The following is a 16,461-nucleotide window of genomic DNA, read 5'->3' as shown; positions in this document are numbered from 1 at the left end:
GTCCGCTCCCGTTCGGTCCGGACGACCTCGCGGGCCGCCGGGCGTGCCGGGCCGGGCCGGGCCACGGCGGCCGGCGCGGCGGCGGGCCACAGCGGCTCGGTGCCGTCCTGGTCGGGCGCCTCGGCCCGTACCGCCTCGATCCGCTCGAACGGGCCGGCCAGCCGGGGCCGTACGCGCACCACGCCCGGGCGCCGCCCGGCGGGTGCCGCGTGCCGGGCGAGCAGCCGGTCGAGGAAGTCGGGCCCGGGCCCGTCGTCCGCGGTGGTGTCAGACATCGGCACACAGCTCCAGGTAGTAGCGGCGCCGCAGCGGGCTGAGCGCCAGGATCTCCGGCTCGCTCCAGCCGTAGGCGGTGGCGAGCAGATGGACGTCGAGGAGGAGGTCCCGGGCCCAGGCGTCCAGTTCGGTCCACAGGTAGGAGGCGATGTCCAGCTCGGCCCGGGTGGCCTGCCCGCAGTCGGGGCAGGCCACGTTGAGCGTGACGTCGCCGCCCGGGTCGGCGTCCTGGGCGGCCTCGGCGATCCGGCGCTGCACGGCGGCGGGCAGCGCGTCCGCCGGGACGGACCGCCCGTCGCGTACGGCGGTGACGACACAGCGGGCGAGCAGGGCCCGGCGCGGGTCGGGTTCCCGGGCCGCCGCCGTCAGGTCGGCGACGGCGGGCACCCGGAACTCGACCTCCCAGCCGTCCTCGGCGACCCGCACCAGCGGCTCGCCCCGGTCGGACAGGGTGCGGGCGAACTCCCCGGCGTCCAGCTCGAACTCCATGTCCGCGCCGCACGCCCGGCATTCCAGGCGGACCTGCATCCGCTCGCCGAACAGGGCCCGGCGCAGGGCGAACAGGTCCGCCTCGCGCTCGCCCACCGGCAGGGCCAGCAGGGCCTGCCGGTCGCCGCCCAGGTCCGGGCGGGCCGCGCCGTGCAGCAGCAGGGCGCGCCCGGCGGGCGTCTCGGCCAGCCCGCTCTCCCAGGTGGCCAGGACGTCGGCCGCCCGCGTGATCCCCATGTGTCCCCCCTTTCCTGTGTCCGGGCGGCGGGCCCCGCCGGCCGCGGGGAACCGCGTGGCCTCACGCGTCGGGCCCGCGGCCGGACCACGGCCCCGCCGCAGCGCTCCCCGGCTGTGCCGCTACGCCGGGTTCAGGAACGAGGGCTCCTGGGGCTCGGGCACCTCGTAGTCCCGCTCCCAGCCCTCGCACTCGAGCTTCAGCGACTGGATGGCCACGGCGTTGGCGTTGGCGTCGAGCTCGCCGAGGACCTGGTACTCGCTGGGCCAGGTCCGGTACAGCTTGTGCGAGACGGCGACCTGGCCGGCCTCGTTGAGGACCTGGATCACGATGTCCTTGCGGAAGTCCGCGAGGGACACCTCCGAGCCGAGGCCCGCGCCGACCTGCCAGACCTTGTTGGCCCAGCGGTCGAACTCGGGGTCGTGGGTGACGCCGCGTTCCAGGGTGACGCCCTCGAACTCGGAGCGGCCCGGCGACTTGCGCGGGGACGACGGGTCGCCGCCGTGGCGGTGCTTGACGACCTCGGTGGTCCGCTTCAGCGGACTGATCTTGCTGATGCCGGCGACCGTCCGACCGTCCCACAAGACCAGGAACTTGAAGTTCTTGTACGGGTCGAAGCGATGGGCGTTGACCGTGAACTCTGCCATCGAAATGTCCTCAGGGATTCCTTGGAGCGTTCTCAGAGCGGGAACTGCCCGGACGTCTGCTGGATCTTGACGATCACGAACTCGGCCGGGCGGACCGGCGCGATGCCGACCAGGACGTTGACGACGCCGTTCTCGATGTCCTCGGTGGTCGTGGTGTCGCTGTCGCACTTGACGAAGTACGCCTCGCGGGGCGTGCCGCCCTTGAAGGCGCCCTGCCGGAAGAGCGTGTGCAGGTACGAGGAGGCGGCGAGCCGGATCTGCTGCCACAGGTTCTCGTCGTTGGGCTCGAACACCACCCACTGCAGGCCGCGCTGGAGGCTCTCCTCGACGTGCAGCGCGAGCCGCCGCACGGGGACGTACTTCCACTCGCTGTCGAGGGCGTCGGAGCCCTCCAGGGTGCGGGCGCCCCAGACGACGGGTCCGGTGACCGGGAAGGTCCGCAGGCAGTTGACGCCGAGCGGGTTGAGCAGGCCGGCCTCGCGGTCGGTCAGGTCGACCGTGAGCGAGTGCACGCCGGCGAGCCGGGCCTCGGTGCCGGCCGGGGCCTTCCACACGCCGCGCTCGGAGTCGGTCCGGGCGATGACGCCCGCGACCGCGCCGGACGGCGGGAAGGCGCGCAGCCGGCCGGTGAGCGGGTCGGTGAGCCGCAGGTGCGGGAAGTACAGGCCGGCGTGGTTGCCGCGCACGGCGTCGAAGGCGGCCAGTCCGGCACGGGCGGTGTCGACGTCGACCCAGGTGCCCGGCGCGTCGACGAGCAGGAAGACGCGCCGTTCCCGGCACAGCCGCTGCGCGGCGGAGACGACGGTGACGACGTCCTCGGTCTTCTCGTACGCCGCGAGTTCGGGCAGCACGAGCAGGTTGACGTCGGCGACGCCGCGCAGGGCCTGGATGCCGGACTTGCCGGCCTCGGAGCCGATCAGGTCGCGCGGGCCGGGCGCCTCGCCGTCCTCGCCGCCGTGCAGCGGGAAGACGGGCGGGTTGACGGAGGCCTCCAGGCCGAGGTCGTTGGCGCACTCGCCGAGGAAGCGGACGACGTCGTCGGGGTCGGTGGATCCGGCGACCACCTGGACGCGGCGGCCGAAGGCGGTGACCTCGGCCCCCGCGAAGGCGTGCTTGCCGGGCGCGTCGGGCAGGGCGCGCAGCTTGCGCTCCAGCAGCAGCGCCAGCCCGGCGACGGAGGACGGGGCCTCCCCGTCGCAGTCGGGGTCGTAGAGGGTGAACTCCCGCTCGACGTCGCCGATCTTGACGGTGAGGTCGACGGCGAGGTCGGGCAGCTCGTGCCCGAACGGCTTGGAGACGGTGCCGGACGGGTCGGGGCGGCCCTCGCCGACGACCTCGACGCGGATCAGCCGGGAACCGGCGTTGACGACGGTCTGCACGTACCGTCCGCTGGACGGGTCGGCGGACAGGCCGGTGAAGCTCTCGCGGGCCTCGCCCCGGGCGTCGTGGACGCGCAGGTTGAAGGTCTCGTCGGGGCAGGGCGTGTCGTGGTCGACGGCCACGCGCAGGCCGTTGCCCCACACGCCGGGCTCCTTGGCGTGCACCTCGAGGACGTCGCACGCGCTGTGGCCCTCGGTGGACTCCAGGGTGACGCCGGCGGCCTTGCCGCTGCCGGCCTTGGCGACGCGGACGATCACGGCGACGGTGCCGCCGTTGCCGAAGAACTGGTGGACGGCGTAGCCGACGGCGCTGCGGCTGCTCAGCCCGCCGAAGCGGCGCTCGAACTCGGTGAAGCTGGTGACGCGCACCGGCTCGTTCAGCGGGCCGCGGCGGGTGTGGCCCACGAAGGCGGTCACCGAAGTGGTCAGGGTCGAGATGGTGCGGGTGCTGCTGGGAAGCTCCTCGACGTAGACACCGGGATACGTCGGCTTGGCGGCGCTCATCGCACTCATCGGCATTCCCCCTCCTATCCCTGTCTCGGGCACCGGATGAAGGCACCAAGAGACGGTGAGGGAGAGGGTCGGGTGGTGCGCGAGGAGACTGCCGCCGTCTGCCGGCCGGCGCGCGCACCGTCATCAGTTTCCCCCGTCGTCGCCTGTGCGGTTCGGTCGCACGGGCCAAGCAGCGCGCTTGTGACTCCTGATGCTCAAGTGCTCAACCCACCTTGCTCCGTTCGGAGTTGGCGGTACAAGACGGGTTCTGGCCAGCACGCAGGAAGGTTCTGTGAAGGCGAACTTCCCGTATTCCCACAACGCGCCCGCGCGCCTGGTTGGACTGGTGCGCCCCGCACGCACCGCGACGGCGGGGACAGCGCGGAGGGCATGCCTCACCCGCCCCGCTCCCCGAGTTCTCCCGGAGTCGTCCACAACTTCCGGTGGCCGGTTTCAGCGGGGCGGCAGGAACGCGCGCGCAGGGTGATCGAGGGCTTACCGGACGGACCTTCGAGTGCCCGCTTTCGACCGGGCCATGCCCGGCGTAAACGCCAGGCCGCGCCACCCCTTCCTGAGCGTAGAAATATCTACGAGCATGGCTACGGCCGGGCGTGCACGCGAACCGAGCGGGTCGCCGGCCCGTGTGCCGCGTGCGCCGTCGCGGCGCGCCGACTGTGCCTGGGGGTGGCCATGCAGAGCGTGATGTGGAAGCAAGCCGTCGAGTGGCTCGCCGCGGCCGCCACGGACCCCCAGCAGTGCAAGCGGGAGTGGGACCACGGCACCGGTACGGCACTGGTGGAGGCGGGGCGCTACTGGGACGTGCTCAGCGTCCCCGACCGGCTGGGGCTGCTCGCCCTGGACCTGCTGTGGCGCGACCCGCTGAAGGTGCCCGGCCCCACGCTGGTGGACTGCGCGGCGCGCAGAGTGGGCTTCTTCCTGCCGCCGGATCCGGGCAGCGAGTGGGTGGGGTCCGGCGTACGGCACGTCGGCCGGGGCTCCTGGGTGGCCGTGCCCCCGCCCTACCGGCCCGCCGGGCGCCTGGAGTGGCTCGTCCCACCGGACGGCACCGGCGCCCTGCACGCCCCCGGCACCCTGGAGACGGCCCTGCGGGAAGCCACGGGCACGCTCGCCGTCCTCGCACCGGTCAGCGCGGAGCCGGTCCTGTCGGACGGCTGGTGACAGGGGCGCCGGGTTTCAGCGGAACAGGCGCCGAACAGGCGCCGCCCCGGGGACCGGCCCAGGCCCCGGCTCACCCACCGGACATGCCCTGGCCCCTGGCCCGCCTTCGCCGCCCCGGTGGCTTGCACGGGGAACCCGCGCTCACGGGCGGCCGAAGAGACGCGCGGCCACGCCCGTGCCCCGCTCGGCCGCCCGGGGAGCGGCGGCCGCGGTGACCGGGCCCGGGTGCGGACCGGACGTCCAGGAGGTCACCGCGTTCCAGGTCTCGCTCTCCCCGGGCGCGGCGAAGGAGACCCACTGGCCGTCGCGGTGCTCCGGGACGGCGTGGCCGCGCGCCTCCCACTCGGCGACCAGGGCCGCGTAGATCGGCGGATGACCCGCGTAGGCGCTGGTGAGCTCGGCGTAGGCGCGGGGCGCCACCCGGTTCCCGGGCAGGCGCCGCGCCGTGTCGGTGCTGTCCATGCCGGGGCCAACGCGGCGCCGCGCGCCGGTGGTACGCGGACCGGCCCGCGTCCGTCGGGTCGAGTGAACCCGTCACCCTTACGGCGGCACGCGGGCACCGGACGGGCATCCGCCCGGGCGGTCGCCCGTTCACGGCCGCCCGGGCGCGGTCGGGCGGCCGTACTTCCCTCGAACGCGCTTCTCGCCCCGGAGACCGGAATCCGGTAACACTGACCTCAGGCCGGCGAACGTGCCGGGCCCGGGCAGCCCCGGCGGAACCATCCGGGCTCAAGGGCCCGGCGCCGGCCGTCCCGGTACGACAGCAGGGGAGGCCATGTCACAGCGCCCCGACCTCCGGCAGCGCAGGGCCGTGCTGGAGCACGAATGGTCCCGATGGGTGCCGCGGCTCGGCGTACCGGGCACGCGGCCGGGCGGCAGCGTGGCGCTGCGCCACGAGGTGACCGAGTCCTGGGCGCGCTCGCTGAGCAGCGTCGATCCGCGCCGGGACAGCGCGCCGGTCACCGACGGGGGCCTGGTGCACCAGCGCTGGACCTCCTCACCGCTGTACCGCCCGGTGTCCGCGCTGGCCGGCGAGCTGCACAGCATCGCCGAGGACGCCGGGTTCGTCACGGCGGTCACCGACGAGTCCGGCACCATCCTGTGGACCTGCGGCGGGGCGACCATGCGCCGCCGCGCCGAGCGCGTCAACTTCGCGCCGGGCGGCCGCTGGGACGAGCAGGCCATGGGCACCAACGCGCTGTCGCTCGCCCTGCGCACCGGCCGCCCCAGCTCGGTCTTCTCGGCCGAGCACCTGGTGTCGGCCCTGCACGGCTGGGTCTGCTACTGCGCCCCCGTGCACGGCCCCGACGGCCGGGTCCTCGGCGTACTGGACCTGTCCACCACCTGGGACCGCTCGCACCCGCTGGCCATGTCCACCGTCCGGTCGCTGGTGACGACCATCGAGGCCCGCCTCGCCACGGAGCCGCAGCCGCCCCGGTCGGCCCGGCTGCACCTCACCTGCCTGGGAGCCGAGCAGGCCGAGCGGGAGGGCCGGCCCCTGTCCCTGCGTCCGCGCCAGCTGGAGATCCTCACCCTGCTCGCCCTGGAACCCGACGGCTTCTCTCCGGAGCGGCTGCGCGCCGCCCTGTACGGGGACCGGCCGGTGACCGCGTCCACGTTCAAGGCGGAGGTCTCCCACCTGCGCCGCGCGCTCGGCGGCGGCATCTCGCCGCGCCGCTACGCCCTCACCACCCCGGTGTCCTGCGACGCGGCCGACGTGCTGCGCGCCCTGGAGCAGGGCGACACCGACACCGCCCTGCTCCGCTACGGCGGCCCGCTGCTCCCCCGCTCCGAGGCACCGGGCATCGAGGAGTGGCGCACGCGCCTCGAAGTGGCGGTACGGGAGGCGGTCCTGGCGAGCGGCCGCCCGGAACACGCCCTGCGCTACGGGGAACGGGCCCCGTACGACGCGGAGGTCCACGAGCACGCGCTGCGCCTGCTCGCCCCGGACGACACGCGCCGGGCACTCGCGGCGGGCCGGCTCAGCGCGGCGCTGCAGGACTGACGGCCGGGACGCTGCACGACCGATGGCCGGAGCGCTGCACGACTGACGGCCGGAGCGCTGCACGACCGATGGCCGGAGCGCTGCACGACCGATGGCCGGAGCGCTGCACGACTGACGGCCGGAGCGCTGCACGACCGATGGCCGGGGAGCGGCCGGGCCGACGACGGCCGCGGCGCCAACCTCACGCCAACCTGCCGGGCGCACAGTGTCGGCGTCACGACGGCGCGGGGGTCACCCGCCCCCGTCCCCCCATCACTTCCCTGCACCCCCCATCGCTTCCCTTCACCTCCCGTCACCTCCCTGCACCGAGGAGAGCCGCCATGGTGTACGCGCAGCCCGGAACGGACGGCAGCATCGTCAACTTCGCCCGCCGCTACGAAAACTTCATCGGCGGCGACTGGGTCGCCCCCGTCGAGGGCCGCTACTTCGAGAACCCGACCCCCGTGACCGGCAAGACCTTCTGCGAGGTCGCCCGCTCCTCCGCGGCCGACGTGGAGCTGGCCCTGGACGCCGCGCACCGGGCGGCCGACAGGTGGGGCCGCACCTCCACCGCGGAGCGCGCGGGCGTCCTGAACCGGATCGCGGACCGCATCGAGGAGAACCTGGAGAGGATCGCGGTCGCCGAGACCTGGGAGAACGGCAAGCCGGTCCGCGAGACGCTGGCCGCCGACATCCCGCTGGCCGTGGACCACTTCCGGTACTTCGCCGGGGTCGTCCGCGCGCAGGAGGGCAGCATCGCGGAGATCGACGAGGACACGGTCGCGTACCACTTCCACGAGCCGCTGGGCGTGGTCGGCCAGATCATCCCCTGGAACTTCCCGATCCTGATGGCCGCCTGGAAGCTGGCCCCGGCGCTGGCCGCGGGCAACTGCGTGGTCATCAAGCCGGCCGAGCAGACCCCGGTCAGCCTGCTCTACGTCATCGACCTGATCGCCGACCTGCTGCCGCCCGGTGTGCTGAACGTCGTCAACGGCTTCGGGGTGGAGGCGGGCAAGCCGCTGGCGTCCAGCCCGCGGGTGGCGAAGGTGGCGTTCACCGGCGAGACGACGACCGGCCGCCTGATCATGCAGTACGCGAGCGAGAACATCATCCCCGTCACGCTGGAACTGGGCGGCAAGAGCCCGAACATCTTCCTGCCCGACGTGACGGCCGCCGACGACGACTTCCTGGACAAGGCCGTCGAGGGCTTCGTGATGTTCGCCCTCAACCAGGGCGAGGTCTGCACCTGCCCGTCCCGCGCCCTGATCCCCTCGTCGATCTACGACGACTTCATGGCCCGCTGCGTCGAACGCACCAAGGCCATCGTCAGCGGCGACCCCCTGGACCCGGCCACCATGATCGGCGCGCAGGCCAGCAACGACCAGTACGAGAAGATCCTGTCCTACCTCGACATCGGCAGGCAGGAGGGCGCCGAACTGGTCACGGGCGGCAACCCGCGCCCGGTCCCCGGCCTGGAGGGCGGCTACTACATCGAGCCGACCATCTTCCGCGGCACCAACGACATGCGGATCTTCCAGGAGGAGATCTTCGGCCCGGTCGTCTCGGTGACGACGTACGACTCGGTCGACGAGGCCCTGAAGATCGCCAACGACACGCTGTACGGCCTCGGCGCGGGCGTCTGGACCCGCGACGGCAACACGGCGTACCGCCTGGGCCGCGAGATCAAGGCGGGCCGGGTGTGGACCAACTGCTACCACGCCTACCCGGCGCACGCGGCGTTCGGCGGGTACAAGAAGTCGGGCATCGGCCGCGAGACGCACAAGATGATGCTCGACCACTACCAGCAGACGAAGAATCTTCTGGTGTCGTACTCGGCGAAGAAGCTGGGCTTCTTCTAGACGCCGGCGAAAAGGCGCCTGACCTGGGTTCTCACCCGTCAGGCGCCCTTCGCTGAGCCCGCTCTCGCCCGAGCCCGGCTCGCGCCCCGACCGATCAACCACCGGGTCCTCGCCGTGCAGGTCGACGGCGAAGGCGGAAAGACGCGGACGAGGACGGGGAGCAGTTCGTCGAGCACCTCCTCGTCGAGGCCGATCAGGCGGGCCTGCTCCAGCATCAGCTGGGCGTGCACCGAGTCCCCGGCGTGCTCCCGGGCTACGCGTCCCGCTCGGCGACGAAGACGCAGAACGGGTGGCCCTCGGGGTCCCGGTAGACGCGGAAGCGTTCCTCGTCGTCGGGATCCGGCTGGTCCCGGTCGCTGAGCAGGCTGCCGCCGAGGGTGAGCACGCGCTCGTGCTGGTTCCGCAGCTCCGCCAGCGAGGCGACGCTCAGATCGAGGTGCATCTGCTGAGGTACCGGGCCGTCCGGCCAGTCCGGTTCGCGCAGCCGCTCCACCTGCTGGAAGGCGAGCTGCGGTCCGCCGCCGGGAGTGCGCAGGACGAGCCAGTCCCTGCCGTGCTCGTCCTGCTGACCGGCGGGAGGCGGCTCGTCCCCCTCCGCGTACTCGAGCCCCAGCAGGGACCGGTAGAACTCGGCGAGTTTCCGTGCGTCGGTGCTGTCGATCACGGTCTGCACCAGTTGGATGCGGCGTGCGGCGTCGGTCATGGACTCCAGGTGCCCGGCTCGGCCCCGCCCGAACGACCCACTCGGGGGAAGGTCCGCAGGCGGGCAACGGTCCTCTCCCGATGTCGTTTCCGTCCAAGACGTCCCTCCCGGCCGCGGCCTAGCCTGCTCCCAGGAGCTCAGCCCGTGATGAGGAGACACCGATGCGCAAGTTGGTCTACACCGGATTCATGTCGCTCGACGGCGTCCTGGACTCGCCCGGTGGGCCCGAGGAGGGGCACCGCAGCGGTGGCTGGGTGGTGAAGGACCTGGAGTTCGTCCCGGAGGCCTGGTCGCTGAAGGCCGAGGAGCTTGCCGACACGACGGCGCTGATGTTCGGCCGCCGCAGCTACGAGGCCTTCGCGGCGGTCTGGCCCGCCTCGGAGGACCACGCCTCCTACAAGGAGCTGCCCAAGTACGTGGTGTCGAGCACGCTCTCGGACGACGCCCTGGTCGACGGGTGGGGCCCGTCGACCATCCTGCGCACGACACGGGACGTCGCCGAGCTCAAGGAGACCGAGGGCGGCTCCGTCTACGTCCACGGGAGCGCCGAACTGGCACGGCGACTGTCGGAGGCCGGCCTGATCGACCAGTACAACCTGCTCGTCTTCCCCGTCCTGCTCGGCGCCGGCAAGAGCCTGTTCCACCGGGCCGACCTCGACAAGCAGATGCTGTCGCTGCGGGAGTCGGAGAGCTACTCCAACGGGATCCTGAAGCTGGTCTACGACGTCAGGCGCTGACCCAGGTCGAGTGCGATCGCGCCGCCCGTGCCGTCGCGCAGTTCACCGGCGGTGCGGCCCACGTAGGTGCGCAGCGCCCGGGCGAGGTGCGGCTCGTCGAAGTAGTCGAGCTTGGCGACGACGTCGGCGGCCGTGTCACCGGACGCCAGCAGTTCGGCCGCCGTACGGGCCCGCTCGATCTGCCGTACCGCACCCCGTGTCAGACCGGTGGCGGCCCGGAATCGGCGCTCCACGGTCCGTCCCGACACCGCCGGTTCGTGGCCTCGCAGAACCTCGGCGACGAGCGGGTCGCGCATCACGGTCCCGGCTGTGACCAGCCGCTCCACCAGGGCCTCGGCGTCATCGGCATCCGGGGTCCGCCAGTGGGTGCCGTCCAGTCGGAACGTCCGGCGTGTGGTGTCGGGGAGCTCCACACCGCCGTCGACGAGCTGCGGTGTGGGCAGGGTCCGCAGCGAGGTGCCCACGGCGAACTCGATGCCGGTGAAGGCAGCGCCTTCCGGGACGGGTGCCGTGCTCGTCCGCGTCTCCGGTCCGGTGACGGCCGCGTAGGACCGGCCGTCCTGCTCCCAGAACACCAGGCCCCAGCGCACACCCGCGACGGACGTCATCGTCGTGACCCGCTCGCTGGTGCAGGTCCATACGCTGTCGACCCACGGTGAGTCCGACCGGCGTACATCGAAGCGCAGCTCCACACCTCGCAGGATAGGACGACGGGCGAGGCCGCGGGCGCCCGTGGAGAGCGGGCCCCACGCGGCCTCGCGCGTGCCGGTGCCGATCCGGTCCGGTGCCGGTCCGGTGCCAGTGCCGGTCCGCTCCGCTCCGGTCCGGTCCGGTCCGGTCCGGTCCGGTCGTGATCATGCCCGGCGGGCACCGGCGTAGGGTGCTCAGGGGCGGGCGCCGGGCTTGTCGACGACGCCCCAGGCGTCGCGGGCGCTGACCATCACCCCGTCCTGCCGGGTCTCCCCGAGGTAGGCGTAGCTCTCGGGATCGAAGAAGAACTCCTGCTTGCCCTGCCAGCCGGCGGGCGTCTTCTCGGCATAGGTCACGCTCACACTGATCGCCGCACGGCCGAGCGGGTCCCGCACGCCGGTCGTCACCCGGGCACCGGGGATCTTCGCGAGCGCCCGGAACAGGCCCGCCTGGACCTTCGGCGGGATCAGCACCGACCGGTACAGGACGCTGATCTCCCGCCAGTCGCGCTGTGCGCGTGTCTCCCCCTTGATGTCATCGATGGCGTGCTCCTCGCGGATGCGCTTCATCATGCGGTCCGGGTCGCCCGGCAGGGTGGCGAGGAAGCGGTAGAACTGCCGCTGGGAGCGGTCGTCGTAGCCCTCCCTCTTCCACCTCTCCTCCTGGTTGGGGCCGTACCAGACCTGAAGCTCGTCCGGGTCGAAGTCCGAGATGTCACCGGCCGGGGGGATGCCGGGCAGATTGGCGTGGCCGGTGCCGTCCCAGCGGGTCCACTCCTCTCTGGTCCGCGGCTTGCCCTGGCCGAAGACGGTGCTCTTCTCGTACACCCACTGCTTCGGGCCGGGTTCGGTGCCGCCGTGCTTCGCGACGGTCGCGGCGGCCAGTTCGAGGGCGTCGGCGGAGGCGCCTGCCGACAGCACCCGCGGGCCCTTCGGCGTGGCGGCGCGGGTGCCGTCCTCGGGCAGGGTCACGACGATCCCGGCCGTCACGGCCAGGACCCCCGCCGTGGCGGCGCCGGCCAGGATCATCCGGCGCCCGGGAAGAGCGGCGCGCTCAGGTCGGGTCTGCTGCCGGAACGCCGCCGTGAGCCGGGCTCGCGGCGCGGTGAGCCGCCCGGCGTCGGGCAGGGGCGCGTCGGCGCGCAGGTCGCGGAGATCGGAGAACTCGTTCATGCGGGGTCACCTTCGTGGATGCGCGCTTCGATGAGGGGGCCGTCGGCCGCGCCGGTCGCGCCAGTCGCGCCGGTCGCGCCGGTCGCGCCGCGCAGCTTGCGGCGGGCGCGGTTGAGGCGGGAGCGGACGGTGCCGACGGGAATGTCGAGGGCCTCGGCGATCTCCTGGTAGCCGAGGTCGGCCCAGGCGAAGAGCAGCAGGACGTGCCGGTCGCCCGCGGACAGGCGGGCCAGCGCCCCGGCCAGCCGGCGGGCGGCCGCCTCGGCGGCGAGACGGTCGTCGGCGGCGTCGGTCCAGCTGTCGGCGACCGGGTCGTGGCCGGTGCGGGCCAGCAGCTTCAGCGCCTGCACCTCCTCCCGGCGGTGCCGGCCGATCTGCTTGGCAGCGATCCCGTACAGCCAGGGCCGCACACCCGCGCGGGCCGGGTCGAACCGGGCCCGTATCCGAAAGGCCGTCAAGAACGTCTCGGCGGTGACGTCGTCGGCCGCGTCCCGGCCGAGCCGTCGGGTGACGTACCGGTGGATCGCCGGGGCGTGACGGTCGAAGAGCGCCGCGAATCTCTCGGGTTCCTCGAGTGAGGCCGTGATGAGCTCGGCGTCGCCGCCGGCCAGGTCGGTCATGGACAGTCCGTCCGTCGGTGGGGTCGGTGGTCGTCAGGGTGGTGTGGGGTGGTCACACCCTGTACTTGCCGAGCCGCGGCCAACGGGTTCGCGCTGCCGCCTCCGCGCGGGATGTCTCCGCGGCCTCCCGCAGCGCAGCCGGCACCCTTCCCACCGCACCCCTCCTCCTCCGCCACCCTGCAACGCCCGCCACGACGTTGGCCGGGGGGAGCGGGTCGCTGGAGGTCCCCGTGTCACCACGAAGATCATGGATCTGGTGCGGTGATGTCTCCCCGGTACCGCGGGGCTCCTGACATCCGTCAGGACCGTACGCAGCGCACGCCTGCCTACTCTGAGGCGGGCGAGAGGGCGACGGGAAGCACGGGGGATCACCTCATGAGCTGCATGCGCGCCGCGCCGGTGAGGCCGGGCGCCGCCGACCGGCCGGCGGCACCCGCCACCCGAGCCGCGTCTCGAGGGCAGGGCTGGGACCAGGTGCGGAGACGGGGACGGGGGCGGGGAGGGGGGCGGGTGCCGCCGTCCCCGCCCGCCGCCGCAGGCTGTCGGTCCGTGTGCAGGGCGGGGTCAGCAGGGGCGGGCGTACCAGATGGGGGCGTAGTCCCACGACGGGGTGGCCGTGCCCGGGGAGATGGAGAGGTTCACGCTCCAGTTCTGGTTGTAGAGGGTGCCGACGGCCCCTCCGGTCTGGTTGTTGGCGACGGAGCCGAAGCCGTTCCAGTTGTAGAGGCTGTAGGAGCCGCACTTGTAGAGCGGGTACATCGTTCCGCTGTAGTCCCTGCCGGTGTACAGGCACAGGTTGCCGCTCGGGCAGTCGCTCGGGTCGCCGGTGGCCGGGACGCCTCGTACCCCGCCGACGGAAGCGCTGTCGTTGTTCGCGGACGCGGCACCGGCGGGTGCGCCGGCCATGGCGAGTCCGACGGTGGTCAGCGCCGTCACGGTGGCGGCCGTCAGGGCCCTCTTGATGCCTCGGCTGTTCATGGGTCTTCCTCCCCGTTGGATGAGCGCGCACTCCCGCGGACTGGACGGCGCGGGTCTGCGCGTTCGGTCGACGTGATGACCCGATACTGCAGTCGCCTGCGGCCTCGCGGCAGCGGAACGACCGTGCCAAGGAGGGCAGGAACGATGAGGTGTTGTGCATGAGTGCCGGTCAGCGCGTCGCGGGCGCCGTCGGCACTCGCATCGAGGTCCCGGCGGCCTCGCGCCGCGACCCCACCACGCACCTGCTGCGGCTGTTCCTGACGGTCGCCGACGAACTGCACTTCGGCCGGGCCGCCGCGCGGCTGTACATCACACAGTCGGCACTGAGCCGGCAGATTCGCACACTTGAGCAGCACCTCGGTGTCGCCCTGCTCGAACGGGACAGCCGTACCGTGTCCTTGACCCCGGCCGGCCAGGACCTCCTGCCGCGCTGCCGGGCCGCTCTGGACGCGATGTCGCAGTTGCAGCGGGCGGCGGCGTCGCACCGCCGCAGGGTCGGCGGGCACCTGGTGCTCGGGTTCATCGGCGCCGAGGCGTCGATGCCGTACGCCCATGCCGTCCTCACGGAACTGCGCGGCCGGCACCCCGACATCACGCTCACGGTACGCAGCCTCGGCCTCGGCGAGCAGTTCCGCGCCCTCGGCCGCGGAGAGGTGGACGCGGCGTTCCTGTGGCCGCCGTTGCCGGCCGGACTCCAGAGCCTCGGGCTGTCGACAGAGCCGCGCGTGGTGTGCCTGTCCGCCGACGACCCGCTCGCCTGCCCGTCGCGCCGGTCCCCGCTCCGGCTCGCCCGGCTGGCCCGGTATCCCGTGGTGGACGTCCCGGAGGGCGTGCCGCGTGTGTGGCGGGACCACTGGGCCGTGAACCCCCGCCCGGACGGCACGGCGGTGCGCTTCGGACCGGTCGTCGACGACATCGAGGCGACGCTGCACGCCGTGGCCCGGGGCCAGGCCATCGCCTTCGTCCCGGCGGCGTTCCGCCGGCTCTACCCGCGACCCGGCGTCAGCTACGCGGACGTGGCCGACCTTCCGCCGTCCACCACGGCGCTGGTCTGGTCGCCCGCACGCCGCGACCTGCCCGTGGTCACGGCCCTGCGCCGAGTGGCGCACGATGTCGCCCGCGCACAGGTGCCTGCCTCGGCCGGCGCGCCCACGCGCTCTTCGGCCACGACCGTCTGAGCCTGCGAGGGCGCACCGCCGTGAGGTCCGGACCGCGGCAGGGCTGGTGGCCGGTATGCGGGCGGGTGGTCCGCCGCAGGCCCGACCAGGCACGGGACAGCCCTTCGGCACCTGCGAGAAGGCGCCTGGCCGGATCTCCCCGGTCAGGCGCCCACCGCCCGGCTCGTTCTCCTCGTCAGGCGCGGGTCCAGCGCTGGTTGCCGGCGCCGGAGCAGGAGGAGAGCTGGATCAGGGTGCCGTTGGCGGTGCCGCCCCCGACGGTGTCGAGGCAGAGCCCTGACTGGACGCCGACGACGGAACCGTCGGAGTTGAGGCGCCACTTCTGGTTGTCGCCGCCCCAGCAGCCGTAGATCTGGACCCTGGTGCCCTGGCCGGTGCCGCCGGCGTCCAGGCACTTGTTGCCGTAGACCCTGAGTTCACCGTCGGCGGTGTACGTCCACTGCTGGTTGGTCCCGCTGTGGCAGTCCCACAGCTGGAGCTGGGTGCCGTCGGTGGTGCTGGCGCCCGGCACGTCCAGGCAGCGGCCCGAGCCGACGCCCTTGATCGGTCCGCCGGTCGGAGCGGGCGTGGAGGAGCCGCCGTTGAGGGCGTTGAGGACGGCGGTGTAAGCGGGCTTCTTGCTGCCGTCGCCGTTGAACAGCAGCGGCGTGTGCTCCGGTCGCCAGGAGTCCGTGTCGCGCACGCCCCAGACGGTGATGCCGAGGCAGCGCTGGACGGCGAGGCAGTCGTTGACCACGCTGGCGTAGGTCGTGGCCGAAGCGCCCTGGATGTCGAGTTCGGTGATGGCCACGTCGACGCCGAGGGCGGCGAAGTTCTGCAGGGTGGTGCGGAAGTTGCTGTTGTAGGGGCTGCCGCTGTTGAAGTGCGACTGGAAACCGACGCAGTCGATCGGCACACCGCGCTGCTTGAAGTCCCGGACCATGGCGTACATGGCCTGGGTCTTGGCCCAGGTCCAGTTCTCGACGTTGTAGTCGTTGTAGCAGAGCTTGGCGGCCGGGTCGGCGGCGCGCGCGGTGCGGAAGGCGACCTCGATCCAGTCGTTGCCGGTGCGCTGCAGGTTGGAGTCGCGGCGGGCTCCCGAACTGCCGTCGGCGAAGGCCTCGTTCACGACGTCCCACTGGGCGATCTTGCCCTTGTAGTGGGCCATCACGCCCTTGATGTGGTCGATCATCGCCTGGCGCAGCGTGCTGCCGCTGAGGCTCTGCATCCAGCCGGGCTGCTGGGAGTGCCAGGCCAGGGTGTGGCCGCGCACCTGCTTGCCGTTCTGCACCGCCCAGTTGTAGACGCGGTCGGCGGCGGTGAAGTTGAACTGGCCCCGCTGCGGTTCGGTGGCGTCGATCTTCATCTCGTTCTCGGCCGTCACCGAGTTGAACTCACGGTTCGCGATCGTCGTGTACGTCGCGTCGCCCAGCCTGCCCGAGGCGATGGCGGTGCCGAAGTAGCGGCCGCTCTGCGCCGCCGCGGCGCCGAGCGTGCTCTCGGCGGCGTGTGCGGTCGGGGGCGCGACCAGTGCGGTGACCACACCGAGGGTGCTGACGACCAGCGCCAGCAGCAGGGCGCGGATCTTGCGGCGGACAGCGAATCTGGGAAGGGCGTACGAGCCCATGGCTGTGCCTCCAAGGTAGAGATCACGGAAGGACGTGGAGCGCAGGGGAAAGCGTCGTCCGCTGCTGCTCGGCAGGCGGACGGGACGGGCCGGAAACGCGGGGCGGTTCGAAATGTCGAACTATGGTCGGCTCTCGGGAGGGATGATTGAGGGATTGACGGCGGATCGTCAATACTCCCCGCAGAGAAACTTTCTACCCTGGCTTCGAAAGTTTCGACCCCGTTCGACGAACTGCAA

General features: G+C 72.8%; 15 protein-coding genes and 1 pseudogene. 5 read left to right on the top strand and 11 right to left on the bottom strand.

Annotated features, from left to right (window positions below):
- The 4 genes and pseudogenes from ABZY20_RS25095 to ABZY20_RS25080 all read right to left on the bottom strand — a co-directional run.
- Nucleotides 1-275 (bottom strand): annotated as a pseudogene (locus ABZY20_RS25095) (hypothetical protein); the annotation flags it as partial.
- The gene (locus ABZY20_RS25090) at nucleotides 268-1,002 is read right to left on the bottom strand and encodes a hypothetical protein (protein WP_356443859.1); all 735 of its coding nucleotides are present in this window, start codon (nucleotides 1,000-1,002) and stop codon (nucleotides 268-270) included. The gene ABZY20_RS25090 and the pseudogene ABZY20_RS25095, both read right to left, overlap by 8 nt.
- A gap of 120 nt (nucleotides 1,003-1,122) precedes the next feature.
- Complete coding sequence (locus ABZY20_RS25085) at nucleotides 1,123-1,647, bottom strand: phage tail protein (RefSeq protein ID WP_356443858.1); 525 nt, start codon at nucleotides 1,645-1,647, stop codon at nucleotides 1,123-1,125.
- Between the two features lie 32 nt (nucleotides 1,648-1,679).
- Nucleotides 1,680-3,545, bottom strand: a complete 1,866-nt coding sequence (locus ABZY20_RS25080; RefSeq protein ID WP_356443856.1) for a phage tail sheath subtilisin-like domain-containing protein — start codon at nucleotides 3,543-3,545, stop codon at nucleotides 1,680-1,682.
- A gap of 663 nt (nucleotides 3,546-4,208) precedes the next feature.
- On the opposite strand from ABZY20_RS25080, the gene ABZY20_RS25075 reads away from it, so the two are divergent.
- A complete protein-coding gene (locus ABZY20_RS25075) occupies nucleotides 4,209-4,697 on the top strand; it encodes a hypothetical protein (protein ID WP_356443879.1) in 489 nt (162 codons plus the stop codon).
- Nucleotides 4,698-4,838: 141 nt separating this feature from the next.
- Here the strand turns inward: ABZY20_RS25075 and ABZY20_RS25070 are convergent, their stop codons facing one another.
- Nucleotides 4,839-5,159 carry a hypothetical protein gene (locus ABZY20_RS25070; protein ID WP_356443854.1) on the bottom strand — a complete coding sequence of 107 codons (321 nt, stop codon included), beginning with the start codon at nucleotides 5,157-5,159 and terminating at the stop codon, nucleotides 4,839-4,841.
- A 313-nt stretch (nucleotides 5,160-5,472) separates the two neighbouring features.
- On the opposite strand from ABZY20_RS25070, the gene ABZY20_RS25065 reads away from it, so the two are divergent.
- A complete protein-coding gene (locus tag ABZY20_RS25065) occupies nucleotides 5,473-6,702 on the top strand; it encodes a transcriptional regulator (protein WP_356443853.1) in 1,230 nt (409 codons plus the stop codon).
- 320 nt (nucleotides 6,703-7,022) lie between these two features.
- Nucleotides 7,023-8,540 (top strand): aldehyde dehydrogenase, encoded by a 1,518-nt coding sequence (gene adh / locus ABZY20_RS25060; RefSeq protein WP_356443851.1) that lies wholly within the window; start codon nucleotides 7,023-7,025, stop codon nucleotides 8,538-8,540.
- A gap of 253 nt (nucleotides 8,541-8,793) precedes the next feature.
- On the opposite strand, the gene ABZY20_RS25055 is transcribed toward adh, so the two are convergent.
- A complete protein-coding gene (locus tag ABZY20_RS25055; protein WP_356443850.1) occupies nucleotides 8,794-9,243 on the bottom strand; it encodes a VOC family protein in 450 nt (149 codons plus the stop codon).
- Nucleotides 9,244-9,404: 161 nt separating this feature from the next.
- On the opposite strand from ABZY20_RS25055, the gene ABZY20_RS25050 reads away from it, so the two are divergent.
- Nucleotides 9,405-9,980: a dihydrofolate reductase family protein gene (locus tag ABZY20_RS25050; RefSeq protein WP_356443848.1), complete on the top strand. Its 576-nt coding sequence runs from the start codon at nucleotides 9,405-9,407 to the stop codon at nucleotides 9,978-9,980.
- Here ABZY20_RS25050 and ABZY20_RS25045 read toward each other — a convergent pair.
- The 4 genes from ABZY20_RS25045 to ABZY20_RS25030 form a co-directional block, all read right to left on the bottom strand.
- Nucleotides 9,962-10,672, bottom strand: a complete 711-nt coding sequence (locus ABZY20_RS25045; protein WP_356443846.1) for a helix-turn-helix domain-containing protein — start codon at nucleotides 10,670-10,672, stop codon at nucleotides 9,962-9,964. The two genes, ABZY20_RS25050 and ABZY20_RS25045, sit on opposite strands and share 19 nt — an antisense overlap.
- 192 nt (nucleotides 10,673-10,864) lie before the next feature.
- A complete protein-coding gene (locus ABZY20_RS25040; RefSeq protein ID WP_356443844.1) occupies nucleotides 10,865-11,842 on the bottom strand; it encodes a CU044_5270 family protein in 978 nt (325 codons plus the stop codon).
- The gene (locus ABZY20_RS25035) at nucleotides 11,839-12,462 is read right to left on the bottom strand and encodes a sigma-70 family RNA polymerase sigma factor (protein ID WP_356443842.1); all 624 of its coding nucleotides are present in this window, start codon (nucleotides 12,460-12,462) and stop codon (nucleotides 11,839-11,841) included. Before ABZY20_RS25035 ends, ABZY20_RS25040 begins: the two co-directional genes overlap by 4 nt.
- Nucleotides 12,463-13,026: 564 nt before the next feature.
- Complete coding sequence (locus ABZY20_RS25030; protein WP_356443841.1) at nucleotides 13,027-13,440, bottom strand: peptidase inhibitor family I36 protein; 414 nt, start codon at nucleotides 13,438-13,440, stop codon at nucleotides 13,027-13,029.
- 158 nt (nucleotides 13,441-13,598) lie between these two features.
- Between ABZY20_RS25030 and ABZY20_RS25025 the strand changes: the two genes are divergently transcribed.
- Entirely contained in the window at nucleotides 13,599-14,618 is a 1,020-nt protein-coding gene (locus ABZY20_RS25025) for a LysR family transcriptional regulator (RefSeq protein WP_356443839.1), read from the top strand.
- A gap of 175 nt (nucleotides 14,619-14,793) precedes the next feature.
- Here ABZY20_RS25025 and ABZY20_RS25020 read toward each other — a convergent pair whose 3' ends face one another.
- The gene (locus ABZY20_RS25020; RefSeq protein WP_356443838.1) at nucleotides 14,794-16,224 is read right to left on the bottom strand and encodes an endo-1,4-beta-xylanase; all 1,431 of its coding nucleotides are present in this window, start codon (nucleotides 16,222-16,224) and stop codon (nucleotides 14,794-14,796) included.
- Between the last annotated feature and the right edge of the window lie 237 nt (nucleotides 16,225-16,461).

The sequence above is a fragment of the Streptomyces sp. NPDC006624 genome, assembly GCF_040611555.1.
Classification (GTDB): domain Bacteria; phylum Actinomycetota; class Actinomycetes; order Streptomycetales; family Streptomycetaceae; genus Streptomyces.
This window is presented reverse-complemented; position numbering and strand designations above follow the sequence as displayed.

Excerpts from the sequence above, each read along its gene's own strand:
- ABZY20_RS25025 (WP_356443839.1), top strand. The coding sequence starts at position 13,599 with ATGAGTGCCGGTCAGCGCGTCGCGGGCGCCGTCGGCACTCGCATCGAG.
- ABZY20_RS25055 (WP_356443850.1), bottom strand. The coding sequence starts at position 9,243 with ATGACCGACGCCGCACGCCGCATCCAACTGGTGCAGACCGTGATCGAC.
- ABZY20_RS25075 (WP_356443879.1), top strand. The coding sequence starts at position 4,209 with ATGCAGAGCGTGATGTGGAAGCAAGCCGTCGAGTGGCTCGCCGCGGCC.
- ABZY20_RS25020 (WP_356443838.1), bottom strand. The coding sequence starts at position 16,224 with ATGGGCTCGTACGCCCTTCCCAGATTCGCTGTCCGCCGCAAGATCCGC.
- ABZY20_RS25090 (WP_356443859.1), bottom strand. The coding sequence starts at position 1,002 with ATGGGGATCACGCGGGCGGCCGACGTCCTGGCCACCTGGGAGAGCGGG.
- ABZY20_RS25040 (WP_356443844.1), bottom strand. The coding sequence starts at position 11,842 with ATGAACGAGTTCTCCGATCTCCGCGACCTGCGCGCCGACGCGCCCCTG.
- adh (WP_356443851.1), top strand. The coding sequence starts at position 7,023 with ATGGTGTACGCGCAGCCCGGAACGGACGGCAGCATCGTCAACTTCGCC.
- ABZY20_RS25065 (WP_356443853.1), top strand. The coding sequence starts at position 5,473 with ATGTCACAGCGCCCCGACCTCCGGCAGCGCAGGGCCGTGCTGGAGCAC.
- ABZY20_RS25085 (WP_356443858.1), bottom strand. The coding sequence starts at position 1,647 with ATGGCAGAGTTCACGGTCAACGCCCATCGCTTCGACCCGTACAAGAAC.
- ABZY20_RS25080 (WP_356443856.1), bottom strand. The coding sequence starts at position 3,545 with ATGCCGATGAGTGCGATGAGCGCCGCCAAGCCGACGTATCCCGGTGTC.
- ABZY20_RS25070 (WP_356443854.1), bottom strand. The coding sequence starts at position 5,159 with ATGGACAGCACCGACACGGCGCGGCGCCTGCCCGGGAACCGGGTGGCG.
- ABZY20_RS25035 (WP_356443842.1), bottom strand. The coding sequence starts at position 12,462 with ATGACCGACCTGGCCGGCGGCGACGCCGAGCTCATCACGGCCTCACTC.
- ABZY20_RS25030 (WP_356443841.1), bottom strand. The coding sequence starts at position 13,440 with ATGAACAGCCGAGGCATCAAGAGGGCCCTGACGGCCGCCACCGTGACG.
- ABZY20_RS25050 (WP_356443848.1), top strand. The coding sequence starts at position 9,405 with ATGCGCAAGTTGGTCTACACCGGATTCATGTCGCTCGACGGCGTCCTG.